Genomic DNA, 20,051 nt, shown 5'->3' on the forward strand with positions numbered 1-20,051 from the left:
TTTGGGTAGATTAAATTCAGATGCGACGGTATCGCTTTAAAACCTTACTAAATTAATCAGGTTTAGCAAGGGCGCTGTTTCGCACCGCTGCAAAGCACCTTCACAAATGCCTTTCCCCTATGGTGCACGCGTGCTAGACGCGCCCCAAATTCAACATAGGAGAGACCCAATGGCTCTTGAGCGCACATTCTCGATCATCAAGCCCGACGCGACGAAACGGAACCTCACCGGCGCCATCGTCAAGAAATTCGAAGACGCGGGCCTGCGCGTCGTCGCATCCAAGCGTATCCACCTGACAAAGGCACAGGCGGGCGAGTTCTATAAGGTCCACGCCGAGCGTCCGTTCTACGACGAGCTGTGCGAATTCATGGCTTCCGCGCCGATCGTCGCACAGGTTCTGGAAGGCGAAAACGCCATCGCGAAAAACCGCGAAGTCATGGGCGCCACCAACCCCGCAGACGCAGAGCCCGGCACGATCCGCGCCGAGTTTGCCGAAAGCGTTGGCGAAAACTCCGTGCACGGCTCGGACGCGCCAGAGACGGCAGCGGTCGAGATCGCGTATTTCTTCTCCGGTCTGGAGCTGGTGGGCTAAGGCCACACCACAGGATTGTTGTGGAAAGGGCGGCCCGTCGGGTCGCCCTTTTTGCTTTTCCGCGAGCGTTGGGCGTGGTCAACTGGCCCAAGTTTCGGAGGATCCCGCCATGACCACCCCCTGCATCATCTGCGTGGCCATTACCGGGTCTGTCCCGCGCAAGGCCGATAACCCGGCGGTGCCCGTCACCGTCTCCGAGCAGATCGAGAGCACCCACGCGGCCTTTGAGGCTGGCGCGTCGATCATGCACGCCCATGTGCGCAACGACGACGAAACCCCGTCGAGCGATCCCGACCGCTTTGCCGCGCTGAAGGAGGGGATCGAGAAACACTGCCCCGGTATGATTGTGCAGCTGTCGACGGGGGGACGGTCCGGCGCGGGCAAGGAACGCGGCGGGATGCTGCCGCTGCGTCCCGACATGGCGTCACTGTCCGTCGGGTCGAACAACTTTCCCACGCGGGTCTACGAGAACCCGCCGGATCTGGTGGGCTGGCTGGCATCCGAGATGCTCAAGTATGACGTGAAGCCCGAGATCGAAGCCTTTGATCTAAGCCACATCTTTCACGCCAAGCTGATGGCGGATCGGGGCGAGCTGGCGGGCGTGCCTTACGTGCAGTTCGTTATGGGGGTGAAGAACGCGATGCCCGCCGACAAACAGGTATTCGATTTCTACGTGGCCACCGTGGCGCGGCTGTTCGGGGCCGATGCGCCATGGTGCGCGGCGGGTGTGGGCGCGCAGCAGATCGTCGTGAACGATTGGGCGATTGCCGCCGGGGGCCACGCGCGCACCGGGTTAGAGGACAACGTGCGCTGGGATCGCGAGACGCTGGCACCCTCGAACGCGGCACTGGTGCAGCGCACCGCCGAGATCTGCGCGCGATACGAGCGGCCCGTGGCCACGCCCGCGCAGGCGCGCGACATCCTCGGGCTGCGCGCGGTTTAGCGCGTCGCGGCCCAGAGGGCAGTGAGCGCCGCGACCGGGTCGTCACTGCCCCAGATCTCGTCGCCGATGCCAAAAAAGTCGGTCAGCGGGGCGAGGGTGCGGATCATCTCGACGTCCAGCGCGCCTTCGGCCACGCAGGGGATCTCGATCATCTCGGACCACCATTGGAACATTTCGGCCTCGGCATGGCTGCCGTCGTCGAGCGCCGAAGGGCGCGTGGGACCAAACGCGATGTAGTCGGCACCGGCCTCGCCCGCGCTCATCCCGTCGTGGCGCGAGCCCGCGCAAAAGCTGCCGACGATGGCATCCTCGCCCAAAGTCTTGCGTGCAAAGCGCACCGAGCGGGCGGCATCGCTCAGATGCACACCGTCGAGGCCCAGACGTTCGGCCAGCAGCGTGTGATCCGCGATCACCAGCGCCACCTCGCGCGCGTCTGTCACCGCGCGCAGGGTGTCGGCGGCGCGGGCCAGTCGGTCCTCGTCGCGGGTGGCGAGTGCCAGGCGCACGCAGGCGGTGGCGTGGGCATCCAGCACCCGGGCGAGCGTGTCGGGAAAACTCGAAAGCTCGATCTCGGAGGGGGTGATGAGGTAGAGCTGCGGCTGTTCGGGGGCGTCTTGCATGGTGTCTCCGGGATCTTTGTTGCGCCCGCAGTAGCGCAGTTTGCGCGCGCCGCCAAGGCTGAGCCGCTTGGCAAGGGCAGCGGCGCGCGGTAGAGGGGCTGCATGAACACGCCCGCCGAAATCCCCGCCATTCCCGCCGTGATCCTCGTGCGCCCGCAGATGGGCGAGAACATCGGGGCGGCGGCGCGCGCGATGCTGAATTTCGGCCTCGATCACATGCGCATCGTGGCGCCGCGCGACGGCTGGCCGAACCCGGCGGCGGTGGCGATGGCGTCGGGTGCGGGGCGGGTGCTGGACGGTGCACAGGTGACGGCGGATGTGGCGCAGGCGGTGGGCGATTGCACGTTCGTCTACGCCACCACCGCGCGCCCCCGCGACATGACCAAACCGGTGTTCACGCCCGAGGCCGCGATGGCCGACGCGCATGCGCGGATCAAGGCGGGCCAGCGGGTCGGGATCCTGTTCGGCCCCGAACGTGCGGGGCTGGAGAATGACGACATCGCGCAGGCCAATGCCATCATTTCGGTCCCGGTGAACCCCGATTTCGCCTCACTCAACCTAGCGCAATGCGTGCTGCTGGTGGGCTATGAATTCATGCGCCAGCGCGCCACCGTCGCGCCCGTACAGGACGGGCTGGCGGGCACCGATTGGGCGCAGCACGCCGAGATCGAGCATCTGGCCAAACACTTCGAAGAGCGCATGGATGTGGCGGGCTTCTTTTTTCCCGACCACAAGGCCCAGTCGATGAAGACCAACCTGCGCAATATGTGGTCGCGCCTGCCGCTGACCCGCGCGGATGTGCAGATGCTGCACGGCACCTTGCGGCAGATGGTCCGCTGGAAGGAACGCGGCTAGACGATTTCGCCGCAAGGGCATACCTCTATCCCCGACAAAGTGACGGAGACCGACATGGCGACCAATCGCAAGCTATTCGAAGAAGTGGGCGAGGGGCAAAGCACCCGGCCCGTGGCCACCAAGGGCGTGATCGACGCCGGAAAGCGCGGCGCACGCGGCGCGATCCGGGTCTGGCTGATGATCCTGTTTGCGCTGGTGTTTCTGATGATCCTCGTGGGCGGGGCGACCCGGCTGACCGATAGCGGCCTGTCGATCACCGAATGGCGCCCCGTGACCGGCGCGCTGCCTCCGCTGAGCGCCGCCGAATGGCAATCCGAATTCGAGAAATACCAGCAGATCGACGAATACCAGTTGCAGAACAAGGGCATGAGCATGGCCGAGTTCAAGGTGATCTATTGGTGGGAATGGGGCCATCGCCAGCTGGGTCGCGTGATCGGGCTGGTCTGGTTCCTGGGATTTGCGTGGTTCGCGCTGCGCCGCCAGATCCCTACGGGCTGGACGCCACGATTGCTGCTGTTGGGCGGTCTTGGCGGGCTGCAAGGCGCGATCGGCTGGTGGATGGTCGCCTCTGGCGTGACCACGGGCGAGGGGATGCTGGACGTGGCCAGCTACCGCCTTGCCACCCATCTGGGGCTGGCGTTCGTGATCCTGGGGTTCATCACCTGGTACGCGCTGCTCTTGGGCCGCTCCGAGCGGGATCTTTTGCAGGTCCGCCGCGCCCGCGAGGCGGGGCTGAGCAAGCGCGCGACGGGGCTGATGCATTTTACCTTCCTGCAAATCCTGCTGGGCGCGCTGGTGGCGGGGATCGACGCCGGGCGCACCTACAACGACTGGCCGCTGATGGCCGGTAGCTTCCTGCCGCCATTCCCGTTCGAGCTTGAGCCGGTCTGGCGCAATTTTTTCGAGAATGCCGGGCTGGTGCAGTTCATCCACCGTATCACGGCGTATCTGCTTTTCGCCTACGGCGCGTTCGTCTGGGTGCAGGGGCGCAAATCGACCCATCCGGCCACGCGCTTTGCCTTTAACGCTGTGATGGCCGTGCTGACATTGCAGGTGGTCTGGGGCGTCCTCACCGTGCTCTACGCCGCACCGGTACAGATCGCGCTTGTGCACCAGGGGCTGGCCGTGATCCTGTGGGTGCTTATCCTGCGGGCGCGCCATCTGGCAATGTATCCGCAGATCGCATCCCTGAGAGGAACCACCGCATGAGCGACTACGATGACCTGATGGCGTTTACCCGCGACACAATGGCCCTGCAGCAGGTGTCAGGGCGGCTGGGCTGGGATCAGGAAACGATGATGCCGCGCGGTGCCGCACCCCAGCGGGCCGAGGAAATGGCCGCGATGGAATCGGTGCTGCACGCGCGCCGCACGGCACCGCAGGTGGGCGACTGGCTGGGCAAGATCGACGCCGAAAGCCTTGACGACGTGGGTCGCGCCAATCTGCGCGAGATCCGCCGTACCTACGAGCGCACGATGAAGGTACCCGCCACGCTCGCCGCGCGTATCGCACGGGTGACGTCAGAGGCGCAGGGCATCTGGGCCGAGGCGCGGGCCGCCGACGATGTGGCGGCCTTTCTGCCGACGCTGTCGGAGGTCATCATGCTCAAACGCGAGGAAGGGCAGGCGCTGGCGGCGGGCGGCGACGTCTATGACGCGATGTTGCAGGATTACGAGCCGGGTGCCACCGGCGCCGAGTTGCAGGCGATGTTCAACGAGATGCGCCCGGTGCTGAGCGATCTGCGCGCGGCCGTGCGCGATGCCGAAGCGCCGCCGCGGCTGGAGGGCAGTTTTGACGAGGGCGCGCAGATGAAGCTGACGCGCCAACTGGCCAAGGCGTTCGGCTATGACATGAGCCACGGGCGCGTGGACAAGGCGGTGCATCCGTTCAGCTCCGGCTCGGGCCTTGATGTGCGCATCACCACGCGTACCAATCCGGCTGATCCGTTCAACTGTTTCTACTCCACCATCCACGAGGTCGGCCACGCCGCCTATGAACAGAACATCGACCGCGCGCATCTGCTGACGCCGCTGGGGCGCGGGGTGTCGATGGGGGTGCACGAAAGCCAAAGTCGCATCTACGAAAACCAGATCGGGCGCAGCCGGGCGTTCACCGGTTGGCTGTTCGCGCAGATGAGGCAGGCGTTCGGGGAGTTCGGGATCGCGGATGCCGATGCCTTCTACGGTGCGGTCAACCGCGTGAATGACGGCTATATCCGCACGGAAGCCGACGAGCTGCAGTATAACCTGCACGTCATGCTGCGCTTTGATCTGGAGCGTGCGCTGATGCAGGGCGATCTGTTGGTGAGCGAGCTGGAAGGCGCGTGGAATGACCGCTTCGAGGCTGACTTCGGCTATGCCGTGGACAAACCCTCGCATGGGGTGTTGCAGGATGTGCATTGGTCGGTGGGTCTGTTTGGGTATTTTCCGACCTATAGCCTTGGGAACGTCTACGCCGGATGCCTCAACACGGCGATGCAGGCGGCGCTGCCGGACCTGGACGCGGCACTGGCGCAGGGGGATACGAGCCCCGCAACCGCATGGCTGCGCGAATCCGTGCAGAAATATGGGGGCCTGATGCAGCCGAAGGAGACGATTGAATCCGCATCTGCACAAAAAATAAGCGCTGCGCCCCTTCTGGGCTATCTGAAAGGCAAATTTGGCGGACTCTACGGGCTCCCGTCCGGCGGGTAGCCGCTTAAAACCCTGAGTGGTGTTTTGAAGTGCAACCATTCATGAGAGATTTACGTTTGTATGAAGTAAATCCATTTGATGCGGCTCCGCGCTTGGCCATGGTCAGCGCGGCGCTTTCGTCACGAGACAGAATTGAGGACTGACATGAAAAATATTCTTGCGATATCCACCGCCGCCCTGCTGGCGACAGCCACAAGCGGCCTTGCGCAGGCAACTCAGCAAGCGGTGCTTGGCGCCTCCGACAATGCGACGTATTCGGTGCGCGTCGAGGGCTCCAACGGGGTGATCTACAACTGCAAACCAGACACATCCGTGCGCCCAGATGGGACACGCATCCGGGAATGTATCCGCGAGGGCGAGGGCGGCACGCTGTTTTCCTCCGGTGACGGCATCGGTGGCGCGGCCCCCGCAATCGCCGGCGGGATCGTTGCACTGGCCATTATCGCCAGCGACAGTGGATCTTCGACCACCACGACAACCGGTTCTTCCGACAATTGATCAATCGTCCCTGACGGGCGCTTGAACTGACACAAAGCAAAAAGGGCCGCTCCGGGATGGAGCGGCCCTTTTTCCGTAATATCTAACGTCGATCATTCCTCCGGCGGCAAATCCTCTGCTCCGGCCTCATCTTCATCCCCCTGATCGGCAATCCAGGCGACGGACACGACGCTTTCGTTCTTGGCGGTGTTGAACACCTTGACCCCACCGGCCCCGCGCGAGCGGAAGGAAATCCCTTCCACCGGCACGCGGATCGACTGCCCCTTGGACGTGGCCAGCATGATCTGATCCGACATCTCGACCGGGAAGCAGGCCAGAACGGGGCCATTCGCCATCGCCTTGGTCCATGCGGTCACGCCCATGCCACCGCGCCCGCGCACCGGGTAGTCGTGCGAGGACGAAATTTTCCCCGCGCCGCCGGAGGTCACGGTAAGGATCAGATCCTCCGCCGCCGACATCTCGGCGTAGCGTTCGGTGCTCAGCTGGCCCGCAGCGGCGGTTTCTTCCTCGTCGTCGGTGGGCTCTTCCTCGGTCAGACCGGCCATCAGGCGGCGTTGTTTGAGATAGGCGACACGCTCTTCGCTGGTCGCCTCGAAATGGCGGATCACCGACATCGACACGACCCGGTCCCCATCGCCCAGCTTGACCCCGCGCACGCCGGTCGAATTCCGGCTGTTGAAAATCCGCACGTCCGTCGCCGGGAAGCGGATCGCGCGGCCCGCGTCCGTGACCAGCATCACATCGTCGTCGTTGGAGGCGATGCGGGCGTTGATCAGGCTCCAGCCGGCGCTGTCACCCTCGAATTTCATCGCGATCTTGCCGTTGCGCATGACGTTGGTGAAATCAGACAGCTTGTTGCGCCGCACGGTGCCCCTGTCGGTGGCAAAGACGACCTGCAGATCGTCCCATTCGGTCTCATCCCGGTCGACGGGCATAATCGCGGCGATGGAGACGCCGGTGGGGATGGGCAGAATATTCACGATCGCCTTGCCCTTGGACGTGCGCGCGCCCTGCGGCAGGCGCCATGTCTTGAGCTTGTAGACCATGCCGTCGGTGGTAAAGAACAACAGCTGCGTGTGGGTATTGGCCACAAACAGCGTTGTCACCACGTCGTCTTCTTTCAACGCGCCGCCAGACACGCCCTTGCCGCCGCGCCGCTGCGCGCGGAAGTCGGCCAACGGCGTGCGTTTGATGTAGCCACCCGAGGTCACGGTGACGACCATATCCTCGCGCGCGATGAGGTCTTCGTCCTCCATATCGCCGGACCAGTCGACGATCTCGGTGCGGCGGGGGACGGCGAACTGATCCTTCACCTCGGCCAGTTCGTCCGCGATGATCTGCATGATCCGCTCGCGCGAGCCAAGGATTTCGAGGTATTCCTTGATCTTCGAGGCCAGCTCTTCCAGCTCGTCGGTGACTTCCTTCACGCCGATCTGGGTGAGGCGTTGCAGGCGCAGCTCAAGGATCGCGCGGGCCTGTGTTTCCGACAGGTTGTAGGTGCCGTCGTCGTTGGCGGTATGGGTGGGGTCGTCGATCAGCGCGATGTATTGCAGGATCGATTCCGCAGGCCAACGGCGCGTCATCAGCTTTTCGCGCGCCTCGCCCGCATCTGCGGAGGATCGGATGGTCTGCACCACTTCGTCGATGTTGGTGACGGCCACAGCCAGACCGCAGAGGATGTGGCTGCGCTCGCGCGCCTTGCGCAAGAGGTAGGCCGTGCGGCGCGCCACCACATCTTCGCGGAAGTCGATGAAGGCGGTCAGGAAGCCGCGCAGGTTCAGCGTTTCGGGCCGCCCGCCGTTCAACGCCAGCATGTTGCAGCCGAAATAGGTCTGCATCGGCGTGAAGCGGAAGAGCTGGTTCATCACCACTTCGGCAGTGGCGTCGCGCTTGAGCTCCACCACCACGCGCACGCCGTTGCGGTCGGATTCGTCCTGCACATGGGCGATGCCGTCGATCTTTTTCTCGCGCACCTGCTCGGCGATCTTTTCGATCATAACCGATTTGTTCACCTGATAGGGGATTTCATCAATGATGATGGCCCAGCGGTCCTTTCGGATCTCCTCCACCCGTGTCTTGGCGCGCACGATGACGCTGCCGCGGCCCTCAAGGTAGGCTTTGCGCGCGCCGGAGCGGCCCAGAATGATGCCGCCGGTGGGGAAATCGGGGGCGGGGATATAGTCGATCAACTGTTCGATGCTCAGATCAGGCTCTTTAATGAGCGCGAGGGTGGCATCGACCACTTCGCCCAGGTTATGGGGCGGAATGTTGGTCGCCATGCCCACGGCAATCCCGCCTGCGCCATTGACCAGCATGTTGGGAAAGCGCGCGGGCAGGACGGTCGGCTCGAGGTCCTTGCCGTCGTAATTGTCCTGAAAATCGACGGTGTCGCGGTCGATGTCTTCCAGCAGATAGGCGGCGGCCTTTTCCATGCGCACTTCGGTATAGCGGTAGGCGGCGGCACGGTCGCCGTCCATGGAGCCAAAGTTGCCCTGACCGTCCAAAAGCGGCAGCGACATCGAGAAATCCTGCGCCATGCGCACCAGCGCGTCGTAGATCGCGCTATCGCCGTGCGGGTGGTATTTGCCCATCGCCTCGGCCACGGGGCGCGAGGATTTGCGGTAGGGTTTGTCGGCGGTATTGCCGGTCTCGTGCATGGCATAGAGGATGCGGCGGTGCACCGGCTTCAACCCGTCGCGCAGATCGGGGATCGCACGGGAGACGATCACGCTCATCGCGTAGTCGAGATAGCTTGTGCGCATCTCATGCTCGATGGTGACCGATGGACCGTCGTAGGCGGGGCGTTCGGGCGGCATTTCGCCTTGCGGATCAGGGGTTTCGGGGGTGTCGCTCACGTGATGTCCCAGCTTGGCTGATGTGTTCTATATCTTGCGTCTGACTATAACGCGAAGGGCAGATAGGGTGCAATGGCGCAAAGCACGGGCGTTTGGCAGCACAGTGCGCGAAGTGCCAACAGTTTGTTTTCATTGAAAAGTTAGTTTTTGCTGGCACAGTGGTCGCATCCACCCACAAAAGAGGTTGAAAATGCAGGCCACAGAAACCGAATTGATGCTGAAGGGCTACGGGCTGACCACGGCGGAATTCTTTTACCGGATGCCCGACCATATCCATGTGCTCAACAGTTTTGTCTGGCAGGAGTATGATCTGGCGCCCGACCACCCGCGATTGTTCAAATTTGTCGACTTCTGGCAGCGCGAGATTGACGGGCCGCTGCATTCGGTGCGCTTTTCGCATCGCAAGATGCTGTCGGACGGCCAATGGCGCCATGTGACGGGCGAATTCACCCTGCACTGACGACGCGACGTCAGGGGCGATTTCTGCGCGCGAGGCGGTAGGCTGTACGCCAAAGAGGAGGACAGCCCATGCAACGCCTGTTGGTCGATCACAAGAACATCACCAAAACCCGGCTCGAAGAGGTCGCGGCCGCGGCGCTTGGCCCCGGTCAGGCGCGGCTGCGGCTGGATAATTTCGCGCTTACGGCAAATAACGTGACCTACGCGGCCTCGGGCTTTGCCATCGGCTATTGGCAGTTCTTTCCCACCGGGGAGGACGGGCAGGGGCTGGTGCCCGTCTGGGGCACGGCAGAAGTGGTCGAAAGCGATAGCGATGCGCTGGCCACCGGCACGCGGCTTTACGGGTTTTATCCCATGGCCGAAGAGCTGGTCATCACACCACAGGCGGACGGGCACGGCGGATTTGTCGATGCGGCGCCGCACCGGGCCGAGCTGCCGGCCGTCTACAACCGCTACACCCCGTGAAGGACGCAGGCGGCGATCACATGCGCGCGTTGTTGCAGCCTCTGCTGGCAACCTCCTATCTGCTGGATGACTGGTTGATGGACAACGATTGCTTTGGTGCGACGCAGATCGTCGTGGGGAGTGCGTCATCCAAAACCGGGCTGGGCCTGTGCAAATATCTCGCCGAACGCGACGGGCGCGCGTACAGGATCGTCGGGCTGACCTCGAAGGCCAATCGCGGTTTTGTCGAAGGGCTGGGCGCCTGCGATCAGGTGTTTTCCTACGATGAGATCGCGCAGCTGGCGCCCGAAGCATCCGTATATGTGGATATGTCGGGCAATGCCGAGGTGAAAAAGCAGGTGCACGCGACGCTTGGCCCGCTGCTCAAGCATTCCGCCGCCGTGGGCATCAGCCATTGGGACCAGTTCGAGCCACAGGTCGCGCTGGAGGGCGTGAAACCGCAATTCTTCTTTGCGCCCGCCCAGATTGCCAAGCGGCGCGAGGAATGGGGCCCTGGCGTGATCGAAAAGCAGATCACCGAGGCCTGGAAGCGGCTGGCGGCGGAGGCGGGCAGCTGGCTGAGCCTGCGCACCCACGCAGGCCTTGCCGCATCAGAGGCAGTGTATCTCGACCTTGCCCAAGGGCGCGCCGATCCGCGCGATGGTCATATCGTGACGCTCTAGCGATCGGACAGTTTGGTCTGGCGGGGCACGTCGATACTGATCAGCGTGCCCTGCAATCCGCGCTCCAGCGACAGCTCGGCCCGCAAACCGCTGACCAGCTGGCGCACGATCCGCCCGCCGAGCGAGCCACCTTGCGGCCATTCGACCCCCTCGGCCATGCCGATACCGTCATCCGCGATCTGCACCCGCAACACGTCGTTGCTCATGCGTTTGATGCGGACCTCGACCAGGCCGGATTCGCGCCCGACAAAGGCGTGCTGCATCGCGTTGGTCATGATCTCCGACACGATCAGGCCCAGCTGCGTCGCGGTCTCCATGGCCGTTTCGGTCTCATCGGCGTCGATATTCACCCGCACGCCGCTGCGCCCGTCGATATAGGCAATGGCGTTGGCCACACGGGTCAGATACGCGCCAAGGTTGACCCGGTCGCTGTTGCTGCCAGCGCGCTCGTGCACGGCGTTGATTTCTTCGTAAAGCAGTTGCAGCGTCTCGACACGCCGGGCGAGGGTTTCGAATTCCTTGCCGGCGGTCGCGGTGTTGTCGCGCGCCTGCAGACGGATCATGCCGATGATCATCGACAGGTGGTTCTTTACCCGGTGCTGGATCTCGGCCAGCTGGTCCGGCACGGTCTCTGAGGCGGGTTCGTCGTTTTCGACGGTGGATTGCACGCCCAGCATATAGGGGTTCACGTCTGCGTCCTCGTTGAGAGGGGTGAACAGCAGGCGATTGTAGAAAAGCGTGCCGTCCGCGCGGTAATTGCGCAGCACCACGGTGCAGGTTTCGCGGTTCTTGATCGCGGCGCGCAGTGTCTCGATGGCGGGCTGGTCGGTGTCATCGCCCTGCAAAAAGCGGCAATTGCGCCCGATGGCCATTTCGCTGCTGTATCCGGTCATCTCCTCGAACGCGCGATTAACGTAGATGATCGGGTTGTCCTCAAGAGAAGGATTCGTCAGGACAAAGGCATGCGACGTGTTCGTCATCGCCGCGACCGCACCTGTGTGCGACATCTGCGCTGGTGCGCCATTTGTGTCTTTTGTCATATCACTCACCTCAAAGTTGTGCATTATCCTGCACGAAGCCGACTGGTTTTGACGGCTGTCCTTGCCGTTGTAAACGGACAAGGTGTCGCATACGCGACAGTTGGCGGAGGGGCGCGCAAGGTTGCTTTTCAAGGGGGCGCCAATGCAGTAGACCAACACTCCAACGAGACACGGCAAATGAGGCTTTGCGATATGGCTGACGATTTTATGCTCGATACCGACGATCTGGAACGTCGGATGAAGGGGGCGATTGCCTCACTTCGAACTGAATTTGCGTCGCTGCGCACCGGCCGCGCCTCTGCCTCGATGCTCGAGCCGGTCATGGTGGATGCCTACGGGTCGATGACGCCGATCAACCAGGTGGGCACGGTAAACGTGCCGGAGCCGCGCATGGTGACAATCAACGTCTGGGACAAAGGGCTGGTGGGCAAGGTCGAAAAGGCCATCCGCGAGAGCGGGCTGGGCATCAATCCGCAGCTCAACGGCACGATCATCATGCTGCCGATCCCCGAGCTGAACGAAGAGCGCCGCACGCAGCTGACAAAGGTTGCGGGCCAATACGCCGAGAACGCGCGCGTCAGCATCCGCAACATCCGCCGCGACGGCATGGATCAGATCAAGAAGGCCAAGTCCGACGGCATGTCGGAGGATGACCAGAAGTTCTGGGAAGGCGAGGTGCAGGACCTGACCAACAAGCTGATCGCAGAGATCGACACCCAGCTTGAGACCAAGCAAGCGGAGATCATGCAGGTTTGAAACAGCTTCTCGAAAACGCTCCAGTGGAGCGTTTTGCTGTTTCAAAGGGCGGAGCCCCGGAAGAGCGGCAAGCGCGGCGCCTGCAAGCAGAACGTTTTGCTGTTTCAAAGGGCGGAGCCCCGGAGGAGCGGCAAGCGCGACCTCCGCGAGCGACGCGTTTTGCACGCTTGAGCGATGCGGACACCCGCGCCGCATTTCGCAAAGGATATCCCCCCTGAATGCCCGCTGATCCCGCTCCCGGTGTGACCGCCCCCGCGGGGGGGCCGCGTCACGTGGCCATTATCATGGATGGTAACGGTCGCTGGGCGACCCAGCGCGGCCGCCCGCGACTATTCGGCCATCACGCCGGCGCCAAACGGGTGCGCGAAATCGTCGAGGCCTGCCCGGATCTGGGGGTTGAATACGTCACAATCTTTGCCTTCTCGACCGAGAACTGGAAGCGCACGCAGGTCGAGGTCGCGGGGCTGATGAGCCTCTTTCGCCGCTACATCACCAAGGAAATGCGCGCGCTGAGCGCCGAAGGCGTGCGGGTCCGGTTCATCGGGGACCGCGTGCGGCTGGATGACAAGCTGATCAAACTGATGAACGAGCTTGAGGAAACCACCGCCCACAACACGCGTGTCAATCTGACGATTGCGCTCAACTACGGTGGCCGCGACGAGGTGGCACGTGCCACGAAACGGCTGGCACGCGATGTGGCCGAAGGTCGGCTCGACCCCGATAAAGTGGATGAAGAAACCCTTCCAAGGTATTTGGATACATATGTTTTGCCAGATCCTGACCTCGTGATCCGCACAAGTGGTGAGGCGCGGATTTCGAATTTTCTGCTCTGGCAATCGGCCTATGCGGAATATGAATTCATCGACACGCTCTGGCCCGATTTTACCGAAGAGGAATTCGGCCGGCTGTGCGCGTCCTACGGCAGCCGCGACCGTCGTTTCGGCGCGGTCAAGACCTGAGGGAGAGGCGGATGAACGGATCGGAAAAATGGTCGGACCTGACGGCGCGAATGGGGTCGGGGGCCGCGATGGTGCTGGTGGGGGCCATCGGCATCTACATGGGCGGCGATGTGTTTCACGCGCTTGTCGCGCTGATCTGTGCCGTGATGATCTGGGAGTTGGTCGGTATGCTGCGTCCCGATGCGCAAAACGGCCCGCTGTTGCTGGGGGTGCTGTCCGGGGCGGCGGTCTTTGCCTCGGTTTATCTGCCGGTCGGCTTTGCGCTGCCGGTCCTGCTGGCGCCGGCGCTGATCGGGTTCGGCCAGTTGGAGCACAACCGCACGATCTACATGAGTTTCACTGTGATGATCCTGCTGTCGGGTTTCGGCATGATGCAGGTGCGCGACGAGATGGGCGTAGGCTGGATGCTGTGGCTTGTGCTGGTCGTGGTGGTGACGGATGTGGTGGGCTATTTCGCGGGCCGCGCGTTTGGCGGGCCGAAATTCTGGCCCAAGGTCAGTCCCAAGAAAACGTGGTCGGGCACGGCGGCAGGTTGGATCGGGGCGGGGGTGGTCGGTGCGATTTTCTCGGTCAACACCGGCGTCGGCACGCAGCTGATCGGGATTTCCATCGCGGTCTCGATGGCCTCGCAGATGGGCGACATCGCGGAATCGGGCATGAAGCGCAAGATGGGGGTCAAGGACAGCTCGAACCTCATTCCCGGTCACGGTGGCCTGATGGACCGCTTTGACGGGATGCTCGGCGCCTCGGTGTTCTTGCTGATCATCGGCCAGTTCATCGGCTTTCCGCCGGGTCTGGGCTAGGCGCGTGCGGCGGGTCAGCGTTTTTGGGGCCACAGGCTCGATCGGGCAGAACACCATTGATCTGATCCGGCGGGATCGGGACGCCTATGAGGTCGTGGCCCTGACGGGGGCAAGCAACATCGCTCTGCTTGCGCAGGATGCAATCGAGCTGGGCGCCGAAATCGCCGTGACCGCCGATCCTGAACAGCTGGAAGATCTGCGCGCGGCACTTGAGGGCAGCGGCGTTGCGGCGGCGGCGGGCGAGGCCGCCATCGTCGAGGCAGCGCAGCGCCCCGCTGACTGGATCATGTCGGCCATCGTGGGGGCGGCGGGGTTGGCGCCGGGCATGGCCGCGCTGGCACAAGGCACGACGCTGGCGCTCGCCAACAAGGAATCGCTGGTCTGCGCGGGTGCGTTGTTGAAAGCCACGGCCAAGCGCCACGGTGCGAATATCCTGCCCGTGGACAGCGAACATTCGGCGGTGTTCCAGGCGCTGATTGGCGAGGATATGGCGGCGGTCGAGCGGATCATCATCACCGCCTCGGGTGGCGCGTTCCGCGACTGGCCGCTGGAAAGGCTGGCGCAGGCCACGCTGGCCGAGGCGTCGAGCCATCCCAATTGGGATATGGGGCAGCGGATCACGATCGATTCCGCGTCGATGTTCAACAAGGCGATGGAAGTCATTGAAACGCGAGAGTTTTTTGACGTATCCCCCACGCAGATCGAAGTGCTGGTGCATCCGCAATCCATGATCCACGCGCTGGTGGGGTTCAACGACGGCGCGCTGATGGCCCATGTAGGCCCCCCGATATGCGCCACGCGATCGGATTCGCGCTGCACCACCCCGCGCGGCGGCACCTGCCGGTCGAACGGCTGGATCTGGCGGCCATCGGCACCTTTGAATTCCGCGCGCCCGATGAGGTTCGCTGGCCCGCCCTGCGCATCGCGCGCGAGGTCATGCAGCGCGGCGGGCTGGCGGGCGCGGTGTTCAACGCCGCGAAAGAGACCGCGCTGGACGGGTTCATCGCGGGCGCCATCGGATTTACGCAAATGTCGGATGTCGTGTCCGACACGCTGGAGCGGATCGAGGCGCAGGGCGGCCATATTGATGCCACCATGACCCTTGATAACGTGCGCAAAGCCGACCATCTGGCACGCAAGGCCGCAGGCACGGCCATTCAACAAATAGCAGGGTAGCCCATTGGATTTTGTCTCACTCATCCCGCAGTTCGGCGGATTCATCTGGACCATGGTGGCGTTTATTGTCGCTCTGTCGGTGATCGTCGCGATCCATGAATACGGCCACTACATCGTGGGCCGCTGGTGCGGGATCAAGGCGGATGTGTTCTCCCTCGGGTTCGGGCCGGTGCTGTTTTCGCGTTTCGACAAACACGGGACCAAATGGCAGGTCGCGGCACTTCCCTTTGGCGGCTACGTGAAATTCGCGGGCGATGCCAATGCCGCTTCGGGCAAGGACAGCGGCGCGATGGACGAGGCGTCCGTCGATCCCGTGCGTCTGCGCGCCACGATGCACGGCGCGCCGTTGTGGGCGCGGGCGTTGACCGTTGCGGCGGGGCCGGTGTTCAACTTTGTGCTGTCCATTCTGGTGTTCGCGGGCATCGCGCTGAGCCTCGGATCGGTCCGCGATCCGCTGACGGTCGAGGCGATCAAGCCGATGCCCAACGCGGTCGAAGGTTTGCAGCAGGGCGATATCGTGCGCGAAATCGCGGGGCGGCCGGTGCCGTCGCGCGATCCGATCGAGGCCTATCTGGAATATATGGACAGCCTGCCGCTGGAGCCTGTGCTGGACTACACGGTTGAGCGGGACGGCGCAGAAGTGACCGTACCCGGACCGTACCCACAGCCCGCGCTGGTGGGCGGTGTCGGCCCCGAGACGGCGGCGATGGAGGCGGGGCTGCAACAGGGCGACGTCATCACCGCCATCGACGGCCGCGATGTCTTTGCCTTTCAACAGCTCAAGGACGCGGTAGAGGGCGGCGGCGGTGCGCCGCTGCTGCTGGATGTCTGGCGCGCGGGCGAGACGCTGAAATTTACGCTCGTGCCCAAATCCACCGATGAGCCGCAGCCCGACGGCAGTTTCGTCAACGTGCTGCGGATCGGCATTTCCAGCGACAGCGCGATCACAGCGGCCACCGAAACGCCCGGGATCGGCGAGGCGCTCAGCCGCGGCGTGGCGGGGATGTGGCGGATCATCAAGGGCTCTATCTCGGGGATGTGGCACATGCTGACGGGGGCGATCAGCACCTGCAACATGTCCGGCCCAGTGGGCATCGCCAAGGTGTCGGGCGCGATGGCCAGCCAAGGCACGGCAAGCTTCATCAATTTCATCGCGGTGCTCAGCACGGCGGTGGGGCTGCTCAACCTCTTTCCGATCCCGGCACTCGATGGCGGCCACTTAACGTTCTACGCCTATGAGGCCGTGCGGGGGAAGCCGCCCAGCGACAAGGCGCTGAACGTGCTGATGGCCATCGGAGTCTCGCTGGTGCTCGCGTTGATGATCTTTGCGCTCGGCAACGATTTGTTCTGTCCCTGAGGGCAGGGGCCGCGTGCGGTGTCGGGCTTTGTGAAATGCCGCAATCTTGACACAATCCGCGCGCGAGGGTGCCACAATCGGTCTGTATCTCCTTGTCCAACACGTTTCAGGATTGGAGCATACGGATGTCGACACTGACCAAGAGTTACCGCGGATTGAGCGTTTTGATGGACCTGAATTGGGACCGCGCGCTCTATATTCTCACCATTGCTTTTGCGCTCTGCGCGGGGGCGTTTGTCGGCGGTCTGTAACCGCGACCACGTTTTGATGGCACGACCAATGGCCCGCACACGCCCGTGCGGGCTTTTGGCATGTGCGGTTGGATGCAAAAAGGGGCGTCTCGGGTTTTGACATCGGACCGACCGGCGGGTACTCAGGTCTTAACGGTGTTAATAGAAGTGGTAATAAACCATGAACCTGGGGTCATTCGTGCGCGATACGCGCACGCGGTCGCGTACATCCTTTGTCCGTGCCGCTGTTAAGGGCATTTCCTTTTCTTTTTTGTTGTCAACGGCTTGGGTCGCACCTGCGGCCCCGATTTTTGCGCAGCAGTTCCAATTCAATACGGTCCGGGTCGAGGGCAACCAGCGTATCGGCGACAGTGCCGTGCTCAGCCAGGCCGGAATCGCACGCGGGCAGGCGGTCAGCGCGGGCCAGCTCAACGACGCCTTCCAGCGCCTGAACAACTCGGGACTGTTCGAGAGCGTGTCGATCGAGCCGCAGGGCAGCACGCTGACAATCACCGTGGTCGAGCTGCCAACGATCAACCGCATCTCGTTCGAGGGCAACCGCCGCATCAAGGACGATGCGCTGGAGGCGGTGATCGGATCGACATCGCGCCGGGTGTTCAACCCGACCCAAGCGGAAAAAGACGCGGCCGCCATCGCGCAGGCCTATTCCAACGACGGGCGTTTGTCGGCGCGGGTGCAGCCCAAGGTCATCCGCCGCAATCAAAACCGCGTCGATCTGGTGTTCGAGATCTTCGAGGGCGACAATATCGAGGTCGAGCGTCTGAGCTTTGTCGGCAATCGGATCTATTCGGATCGCCGTCTGCGCCGGGTGCTGGGCACCAAACAGGCGGGGCTTTTCCGCCGTCTGGTGCGTCGCGATACCTTTGTCGAGGACCGTGTTGAGTTCGACAAACAGCTTTTGCGCGATTTCTACCTCTCGCGCGGCTATGTCGATATGCGCGTCAATTCGGTCAACGCCGAACTGACCGAAGAGCGTGACGGTTTCTTCGTGGGGTTCAACATCCAGGAAGGCCAGCAATTCCAATTCGGTCAGGTGAGCGTCACATCCGAGCTGCCGAACGTCGACGGCGACGCATACGCGCAGATCGTGCGCGTCAAACCCGGCGTGATCTATTCGCCCACGCTGGTCGAGGCGGATATCGCCCGGCTGGAGCGGCAGGCGATCCGCGACGGGGTGGATTTCATGCGCGTTGAGCCGCGCGTGACCCGCAACGAGCGGACGCTGACGCTGGACGTCGAATTTGTGCTGTCGCGCGGTCCGCGCGTCTTTGTCGAGCGGATCGATATCGAGGGCAACACCACCACGCTTGACCGCGTGATCCGGCGCCAGTTCGACAGCGTCGAGGGCGATCCGTTCAATCCGCGCGAAATCCGTCAGGCCGCTGAACGCATTCGTGCGCTGGGGTATTTCGAGACGGCAGAGGTCAATGCCCGCGAAGGCTCTACGCCCGAACAGGTCGTGGTCGACGTCGATGTCGAGGAAACGCCCACAGGCTCGCTCAACTTCGGCGGCTCGTTCTCGTCCTCGGACGGCTTTGGCGTCGCCGTCAGCTTTGCCGAGGAAAATTTCCTGGGCCGCGGGCAAAAGCTTTTTCTGAACGTCTCCACCGCGTCCGACGCCCGCCGCTACGGCCTGCGTTTTGTCGAGCCTTCCTTGCTGGGGCGTGATGTCTCGCTGGGGATTGAATTCGACTACTCCGAGGAGAACTCCTCCTTCTCGACCTACGACAGCAACCGTTTTACCTTCCGGCCCAGCCTGACCTTCCCGGTCAGTGAAAACGGGCGGTTGCAATTGCGCTATACCGCCCAGGCGGTCGAGGTGACGGAGCGTGATCCGGTCGAGAACGGTGCGATCATCCAGAACGACATCGACGCGGGCGAGCTTTTCGACAGCTCGATCGGCTATGAATACACCTACGACACGCGCCGTACCGGACTTGATCCCAATGCCGGCGTGCTGTTCCGGTTCAGTCAGGATTTTGGCGGGATCGGTGGCGATCAGGAATACGTGCGGACCGTGGCGCGAGTTGCGGGCGAAAAGAAGTTCCTCAACGAAGAGCTGACGCTGCGCGCAAGCCTCGAAGGGGGCGCGCTGGCTTGGCGCGGTGGCACAAACCGCGCCGTCGACCGCTTCCTGCTATCCTCCTCGCAGATGCGCGGATTTGAGCCCGGCGGCATCGGGCCGCGCGACACCGGCTCCGAGAACGGCGACTCGCTGGGCGGCAACCTCTACCTCGTGGGCCGCCTTGAGGCGCAGTTTCCGCTGGGTCTGCCGGAGGAATATGGCATCCGCGGCGGTGTGTTCTATGATGTGGGCAACCTGTGGGATCTGTCGGACGTGAACATCGGCGGCAGCACCGTCAGTGGCGAAAGCGGATCGTTCCGCCACGTGATCGGCGTGTCGATCTTCTGGGATACGCCGCTGGGCCCGTTGCAGTTCAACATCTCGGACGCGTTGCGCAAGGAAGAATTCGACCGTGAGCAAAAGTTCGAAGTGACGTTGCAGACGGAATTCTGATGCCACTGCTCAGGCTTTTCTGCGCGGCCCTGCTGGTCACCGCTCTGGCGGCTGCACCGGGGGGCGCGCAGGAACGCCCGCAGCCGGTGGTCATCCTCACCATCGACAGTGAACGCCTGTTTCTGGAGAGCGATTTCGGCCAGCGAGTCGCGGCCGAGATCGAGGCGCGCGGCAACGAGCTTGCCACCGAGAACCGTCAGATCGAAACCGAGCTTGCCCGCGAGGAGCAAGAGCTGACCGAGCAGCGCGCCGCGCTGAGCGCGGAGGAGTTCCGCCCCCTCGCGGATGCCTTTGACGCCCGCGTGCAGGAAACCCGCCAGACCCAGGCGGCCAAATCCCGCGCCCTTGGCGATCAGCTGGAGCGGGAGCGCGAGGTGTTTCTCGCCGCCGCTGGCCCGGTGTTGCGCGATCTGATGACCGACGCGGGCGCGCGCGTGATCCTTGAGCGGCGCACGGTGTTTCTGAGCACCGACAGCAGCGATGTGACGGCCGCCGCCATCGCCCGCATCAACGCCGTTCTGGGGGCCACGACACCGGCACCGGACTAGC

At 63.3% G+C, this 20,051-nt stretch carries 19 protein-coding genes and 1 pseudogene; 17 read left to right on the top strand and 3 right to left on the bottom strand.

Annotated features, from left to right (window positions below; all coding sequences use genetic code 11):
- Positions 1-169: 169 nt before the first annotated feature.
- Positions 170-592 carry a nucleoside-diphosphate kinase gene (ndk, locus tag KDD17_RS06220; protein WP_212705759.1) on the top strand — a complete coding sequence of 141 codons (423 nt, stop codon included), beginning with the start codon at positions 170-172 and terminating at the stop codon, positions 590-592.
- 109 nt (positions 593-701) lie between these two features.
- Positions 702-1,535 carry a 3-oxoadipate:acetyl-CoA acetyltransferase gene (locus KDD17_RS06225; RefSeq protein ID WP_212705760.1) on the top strand — a complete coding sequence of 278 codons (834 nt, stop codon included), beginning with the start codon at positions 702-704 and terminating at the stop codon, positions 1,533-1,535.
- Here the strand turns inward: KDD17_RS06225 and KDD17_RS06230 are convergent.
- On the bottom strand, positions 1,532-2,155 hold the full coding sequence (locus tag KDD17_RS06230) for a thiamine phosphate synthase (protein WP_212705761.1): 624 nt from the start codon (positions 2,153-2,155) through the stop codon (positions 1,532-1,534). The genes KDD17_RS06225 and KDD17_RS06230 overlap by 4 nt on opposite strands.
- Positions 2,156-2,257: 102 nt before the next feature.
- On the opposite strand from KDD17_RS06230, the gene KDD17_RS06235 reads away from it, so the two are divergent.
- From KDD17_RS06235 to KDD17_RS06250, 4 genes are all read left to right on the top strand, one after another.
- Positions 2,258-3,010 (top strand): RNA methyltransferase, encoded by a 753-nt coding sequence (locus tag KDD17_RS06235; RefSeq protein WP_212705762.1) that lies wholly within the window; start codon positions 2,258-2,260, stop codon positions 3,008-3,010.
- 54 nt (positions 3,011-3,064) lie between these two features.
- The gene (gene ctaA / locus KDD17_RS06240) at positions 3,065-4,219 is read left to right on the top strand and encodes a heme A synthase (RefSeq protein WP_212706166.1); all 1,155 of its coding nucleotides are present in this window, start codon (positions 3,065-3,067) and stop codon (positions 4,217-4,219) included.
- Positions 4,216-5,703 carry a carboxypeptidase M32 gene (locus KDD17_RS06245; protein ID WP_212705763.1) on the top strand — a complete coding sequence of 496 codons (1,488 nt, stop codon included), beginning with the start codon at positions 4,216-4,218 and terminating at the stop codon, positions 5,701-5,703. The genes ctaA and KDD17_RS06245 overlap by 4 nt, the downstream gene beginning before the upstream one ends.
- A gap of 144 nt (positions 5,704-5,847) precedes the next feature.
- The gene (locus KDD17_RS06250; protein WP_212705764.1) at positions 5,848-6,201 is read left to right on the top strand and encodes a hypothetical protein; all 354 of its coding nucleotides are present in this window, start codon (positions 5,848-5,850) and stop codon (positions 6,199-6,201) included.
- Between the two features lie 92 nt (positions 6,202-6,293).
- Here the strand turns inward: KDD17_RS06250 and gyrA are convergent, their stop codons facing one another.
- A complete protein-coding gene (gene gyrA / locus KDD17_RS06255) occupies positions 6,294-9,017 on the bottom strand; it encodes a DNA gyrase subunit A (RefSeq protein ID WP_212706167.1) in 2,724 nt (907 codons plus the stop codon).
- Positions 9,018-9,246: 229 nt separating this feature from the next.
- Here gyrA and KDD17_RS06260 point away from each other — a divergent pair, with 229 nt between their 5' ends.
- The 3 genes from KDD17_RS06260 (at position 9,247) to KDD17_RS18760 (ending at position 10,642) form a co-directional block, all read left to right on the top strand.
- Positions 9,247-9,516: an usg protein gene (locus KDD17_RS06260; protein ID WP_212705765.1), complete on the top strand. Its 270-nt coding sequence runs from the start codon at positions 9,247-9,249 to the stop codon at positions 9,514-9,516.
- Between the two features lie 68 nt (positions 9,517-9,584).
- Positions 9,585-9,980, top strand: a complete 396-nt coding sequence (locus tag KDD17_RS18755; RefSeq protein ID WP_254796906.1) for a DUF2855 family protein — start codon at positions 9,585-9,587, stop codon at positions 9,978-9,980.
- Positions 9,977-10,642 carry a DUF2855 family protein gene (locus tag KDD17_RS18760; protein WP_254796907.1) on the top strand — a complete coding sequence of 222 codons (666 nt, stop codon included), beginning with the start codon at positions 9,977-9,979 and terminating at the stop codon, positions 10,640-10,642. The genes KDD17_RS18755 and KDD17_RS18760 overlap by 4 nt, the downstream gene beginning before the upstream one ends.
- Here KDD17_RS18760 and KDD17_RS06270 read toward each other — a convergent pair.
- The gene (locus tag KDD17_RS06270; RefSeq protein ID WP_212705766.1) at positions 10,639-11,682 is read right to left on the bottom strand and encodes a sensor histidine kinase; all 1,044 of its coding nucleotides are present in this window, start codon (positions 11,680-11,682) and stop codon (positions 10,639-10,641) included. The two genes, KDD17_RS18760 and KDD17_RS06270, sit on opposite strands and share 4 nt — an antisense overlap.
- Positions 11,683-11,874: 192 nt before the next feature.
- On the opposite strand from KDD17_RS06270, the gene frr reads away from it, so the two are divergent.
- The 8 genes and pseudogenes from frr (at position 11,875) to KDD17_RS06305 (ending at position 20,050) form a co-directional block, all read left to right on the top strand.
- A complete protein-coding gene (gene frr / locus KDD17_RS06275; protein WP_212705767.1) occupies positions 11,875-12,438 on the top strand; it encodes a ribosome recycling factor in 564 nt (187 codons plus the stop codon).
- Positions 12,439-12,656: 218 nt separating this feature from the next.
- Positions 12,657-13,397: an undecaprenyl pyrophosphate synthase gene (gene uppS, locus KDD17_RS06280; RefSeq protein WP_212705768.1), complete on the top strand. Its 741-nt coding sequence runs from the start codon at positions 12,657-12,659 to the stop codon at positions 13,395-13,397.
- A gap of 11 nt (positions 13,398-13,408) precedes the next feature.
- A complete protein-coding gene (locus KDD17_RS06285) occupies positions 13,409-14,200 on the top strand; it encodes a phosphatidate cytidylyltransferase (protein WP_212705769.1) in 792 nt (263 codons plus the stop codon).
- Positions 14,201-14,204: 4 nt separating this feature from the next.
- Positions 14,205-15,376, top strand: a pseudogene (gene dxr, locus KDD17_RS06290) (1-deoxy-D-xylulose-5-phosphate reductoisomerase).
- A 4-nt stretch (positions 15,377-15,380) separates the two neighbouring features.
- A complete protein-coding gene (rseP, locus tag KDD17_RS06295; protein ID WP_212705770.1) occupies positions 15,381-16,733 on the top strand; it encodes an RIP metalloprotease RseP in 1,353 nt (450 codons plus the stop codon).
- 125 nt (positions 16,734-16,858) lie between these two features.
- Positions 16,859-16,984 (top strand): hypothetical protein, encoded by a 126-nt coding sequence (locus tag KDD17_RS19015; protein ID WP_284438387.1) that lies wholly within the window; start codon positions 16,859-16,861, stop codon positions 16,982-16,984.
- A gap of 160 nt (positions 16,985-17,144) precedes the next feature.
- A complete protein-coding gene (gene bamA / locus KDD17_RS06300; RefSeq protein ID WP_212705771.1) occupies positions 17,145-19,502 on the top strand; it encodes an outer membrane protein assembly factor BamA in 2,358 nt (785 codons plus the stop codon).
- Positions 19,502-20,050: an OmpH/Skp family outer membrane protein gene (locus KDD17_RS06305; protein ID WP_212705772.1), complete on the top strand. Its 549-nt coding sequence runs from the start codon at positions 19,502-19,504 to the stop codon at positions 20,048-20,050. Before bamA ends, KDD17_RS06305 begins: the two co-directional genes overlap by 1 nt.
- The last annotated feature ends 1 nt before the right edge of the window (position 20,051 follow it).

Source organism: Sulfitobacter albidus, assembly GCF_018200035.1.
GTDB lineage: Bacteria > Pseudomonadota > Alphaproteobacteria > Rhodobacterales > Rhodobacteraceae > Sulfitobacter > Sulfitobacter albidus.

What these genes read in the sequence shown, in the direction of transcription:
- KDD17_RS06250 (WP_212705764.1), top strand. Translation starts at nt 5,848, where the DNA reads ATGAAAAATATTCTTGCGATATCCACCGCCGCCCTGCTGGCGACAGCC.
- KDD17_RS06225 (WP_212705760.1), top strand. Translation starts at nt 702, where the DNA reads ATGACCACCCCCTGCATCATCTGCGTGGCCATTACCGGGTCTGTCCCG.
- KDD17_RS06230 (WP_212705761.1), bottom strand. Translation starts at nt 2,155, where the DNA reads ATGCAAGACGCCCCCGAACAGCCGCAGCTCTACCTCATCACCCCCTCC.
- KDD17_RS06285 (WP_212705769.1), top strand. Translation starts at nt 13,409, where the DNA reads ATGAACGGATCGGAAAAATGGTCGGACCTGACGGCGCGAATGGGGTCG.
- KDD17_RS18755 (WP_254796906.1), top strand. Translation starts at nt 9,585, where the DNA reads ATGCAACGCCTGTTGGTCGATCACAAGAACATCACCAAAACCCGGCTC.
- uppS (WP_212705768.1), top strand. Translation starts at nt 12,657, where the DNA reads ATGCCCGCTGATCCCGCTCCCGGTGTGACCGCCCCCGCGGGGGGGCCG.
- KDD17_RS06235 (WP_212705762.1), top strand. Translation starts at nt 2,258, where the DNA reads ATGAACACGCCCGCCGAAATCCCCGCCATTCCCGCCGTGATCCTCGTG.
- ctaA (WP_212706166.1), top strand. Translation starts at nt 3,065, where the DNA reads ATGGCGACCAATCGCAAGCTATTCGAAGAAGTGGGCGAGGGGCAAAGC.
- KDD17_RS06305 (WP_212705772.1), top strand. Translation starts at nt 19,502, where the DNA reads ATGCCACTGCTCAGGCTTTTCTGCGCGGCCCTGCTGGTCACCGCTCTG.
- KDD17_RS06260 (WP_212705765.1), top strand. Translation starts at nt 9,247, where the DNA reads ATGCAGGCCACAGAAACCGAATTGATGCTGAAGGGCTACGGGCTGACC.
- bamA (WP_212705771.1), top strand. Translation starts at nt 17,145, where the DNA reads ATGAACCTGGGGTCATTCGTGCGCGATACGCGCACGCGGTCGCGTACA.
- ndk (WP_212705759.1), top strand. Translation starts at nt 170, where the DNA reads ATGGCTCTTGAGCGCACATTCTCGATCATCAAGCCCGACGCGACGAAA.
- gyrA (WP_212706167.1), bottom strand. Translation starts at nt 9,017, where the DNA reads ATGCCGCCCGAACGCCCCGCCTACGACGGTCCATCGGTCACCATCGAG.
- KDD17_RS06245 (WP_212705763.1), top strand. Translation starts at nt 4,216, where the DNA reads ATGAGCGACTACGATGACCTGATGGCGTTTACCCGCGACACAATGGCC.
- frr (WP_212705767.1), top strand. Translation starts at nt 11,875, where the DNA reads ATGGCTGACGATTTTATGCTCGATACCGACGATCTGGAACGTCGGATG.
- KDD17_RS19015 (WP_284438387.1), top strand. Translation starts at nt 16,859, where the DNA reads ATGTCGACACTGACCAAGAGTTACCGCGGATTGAGCGTTTTGATGGAC.
- KDD17_RS06270 (WP_212705766.1), bottom strand. Translation starts at nt 11,682, where the DNA reads ATGACAAAAGACACAAATGGCGCACCAGCGCAGATGTCGCACACAGGT.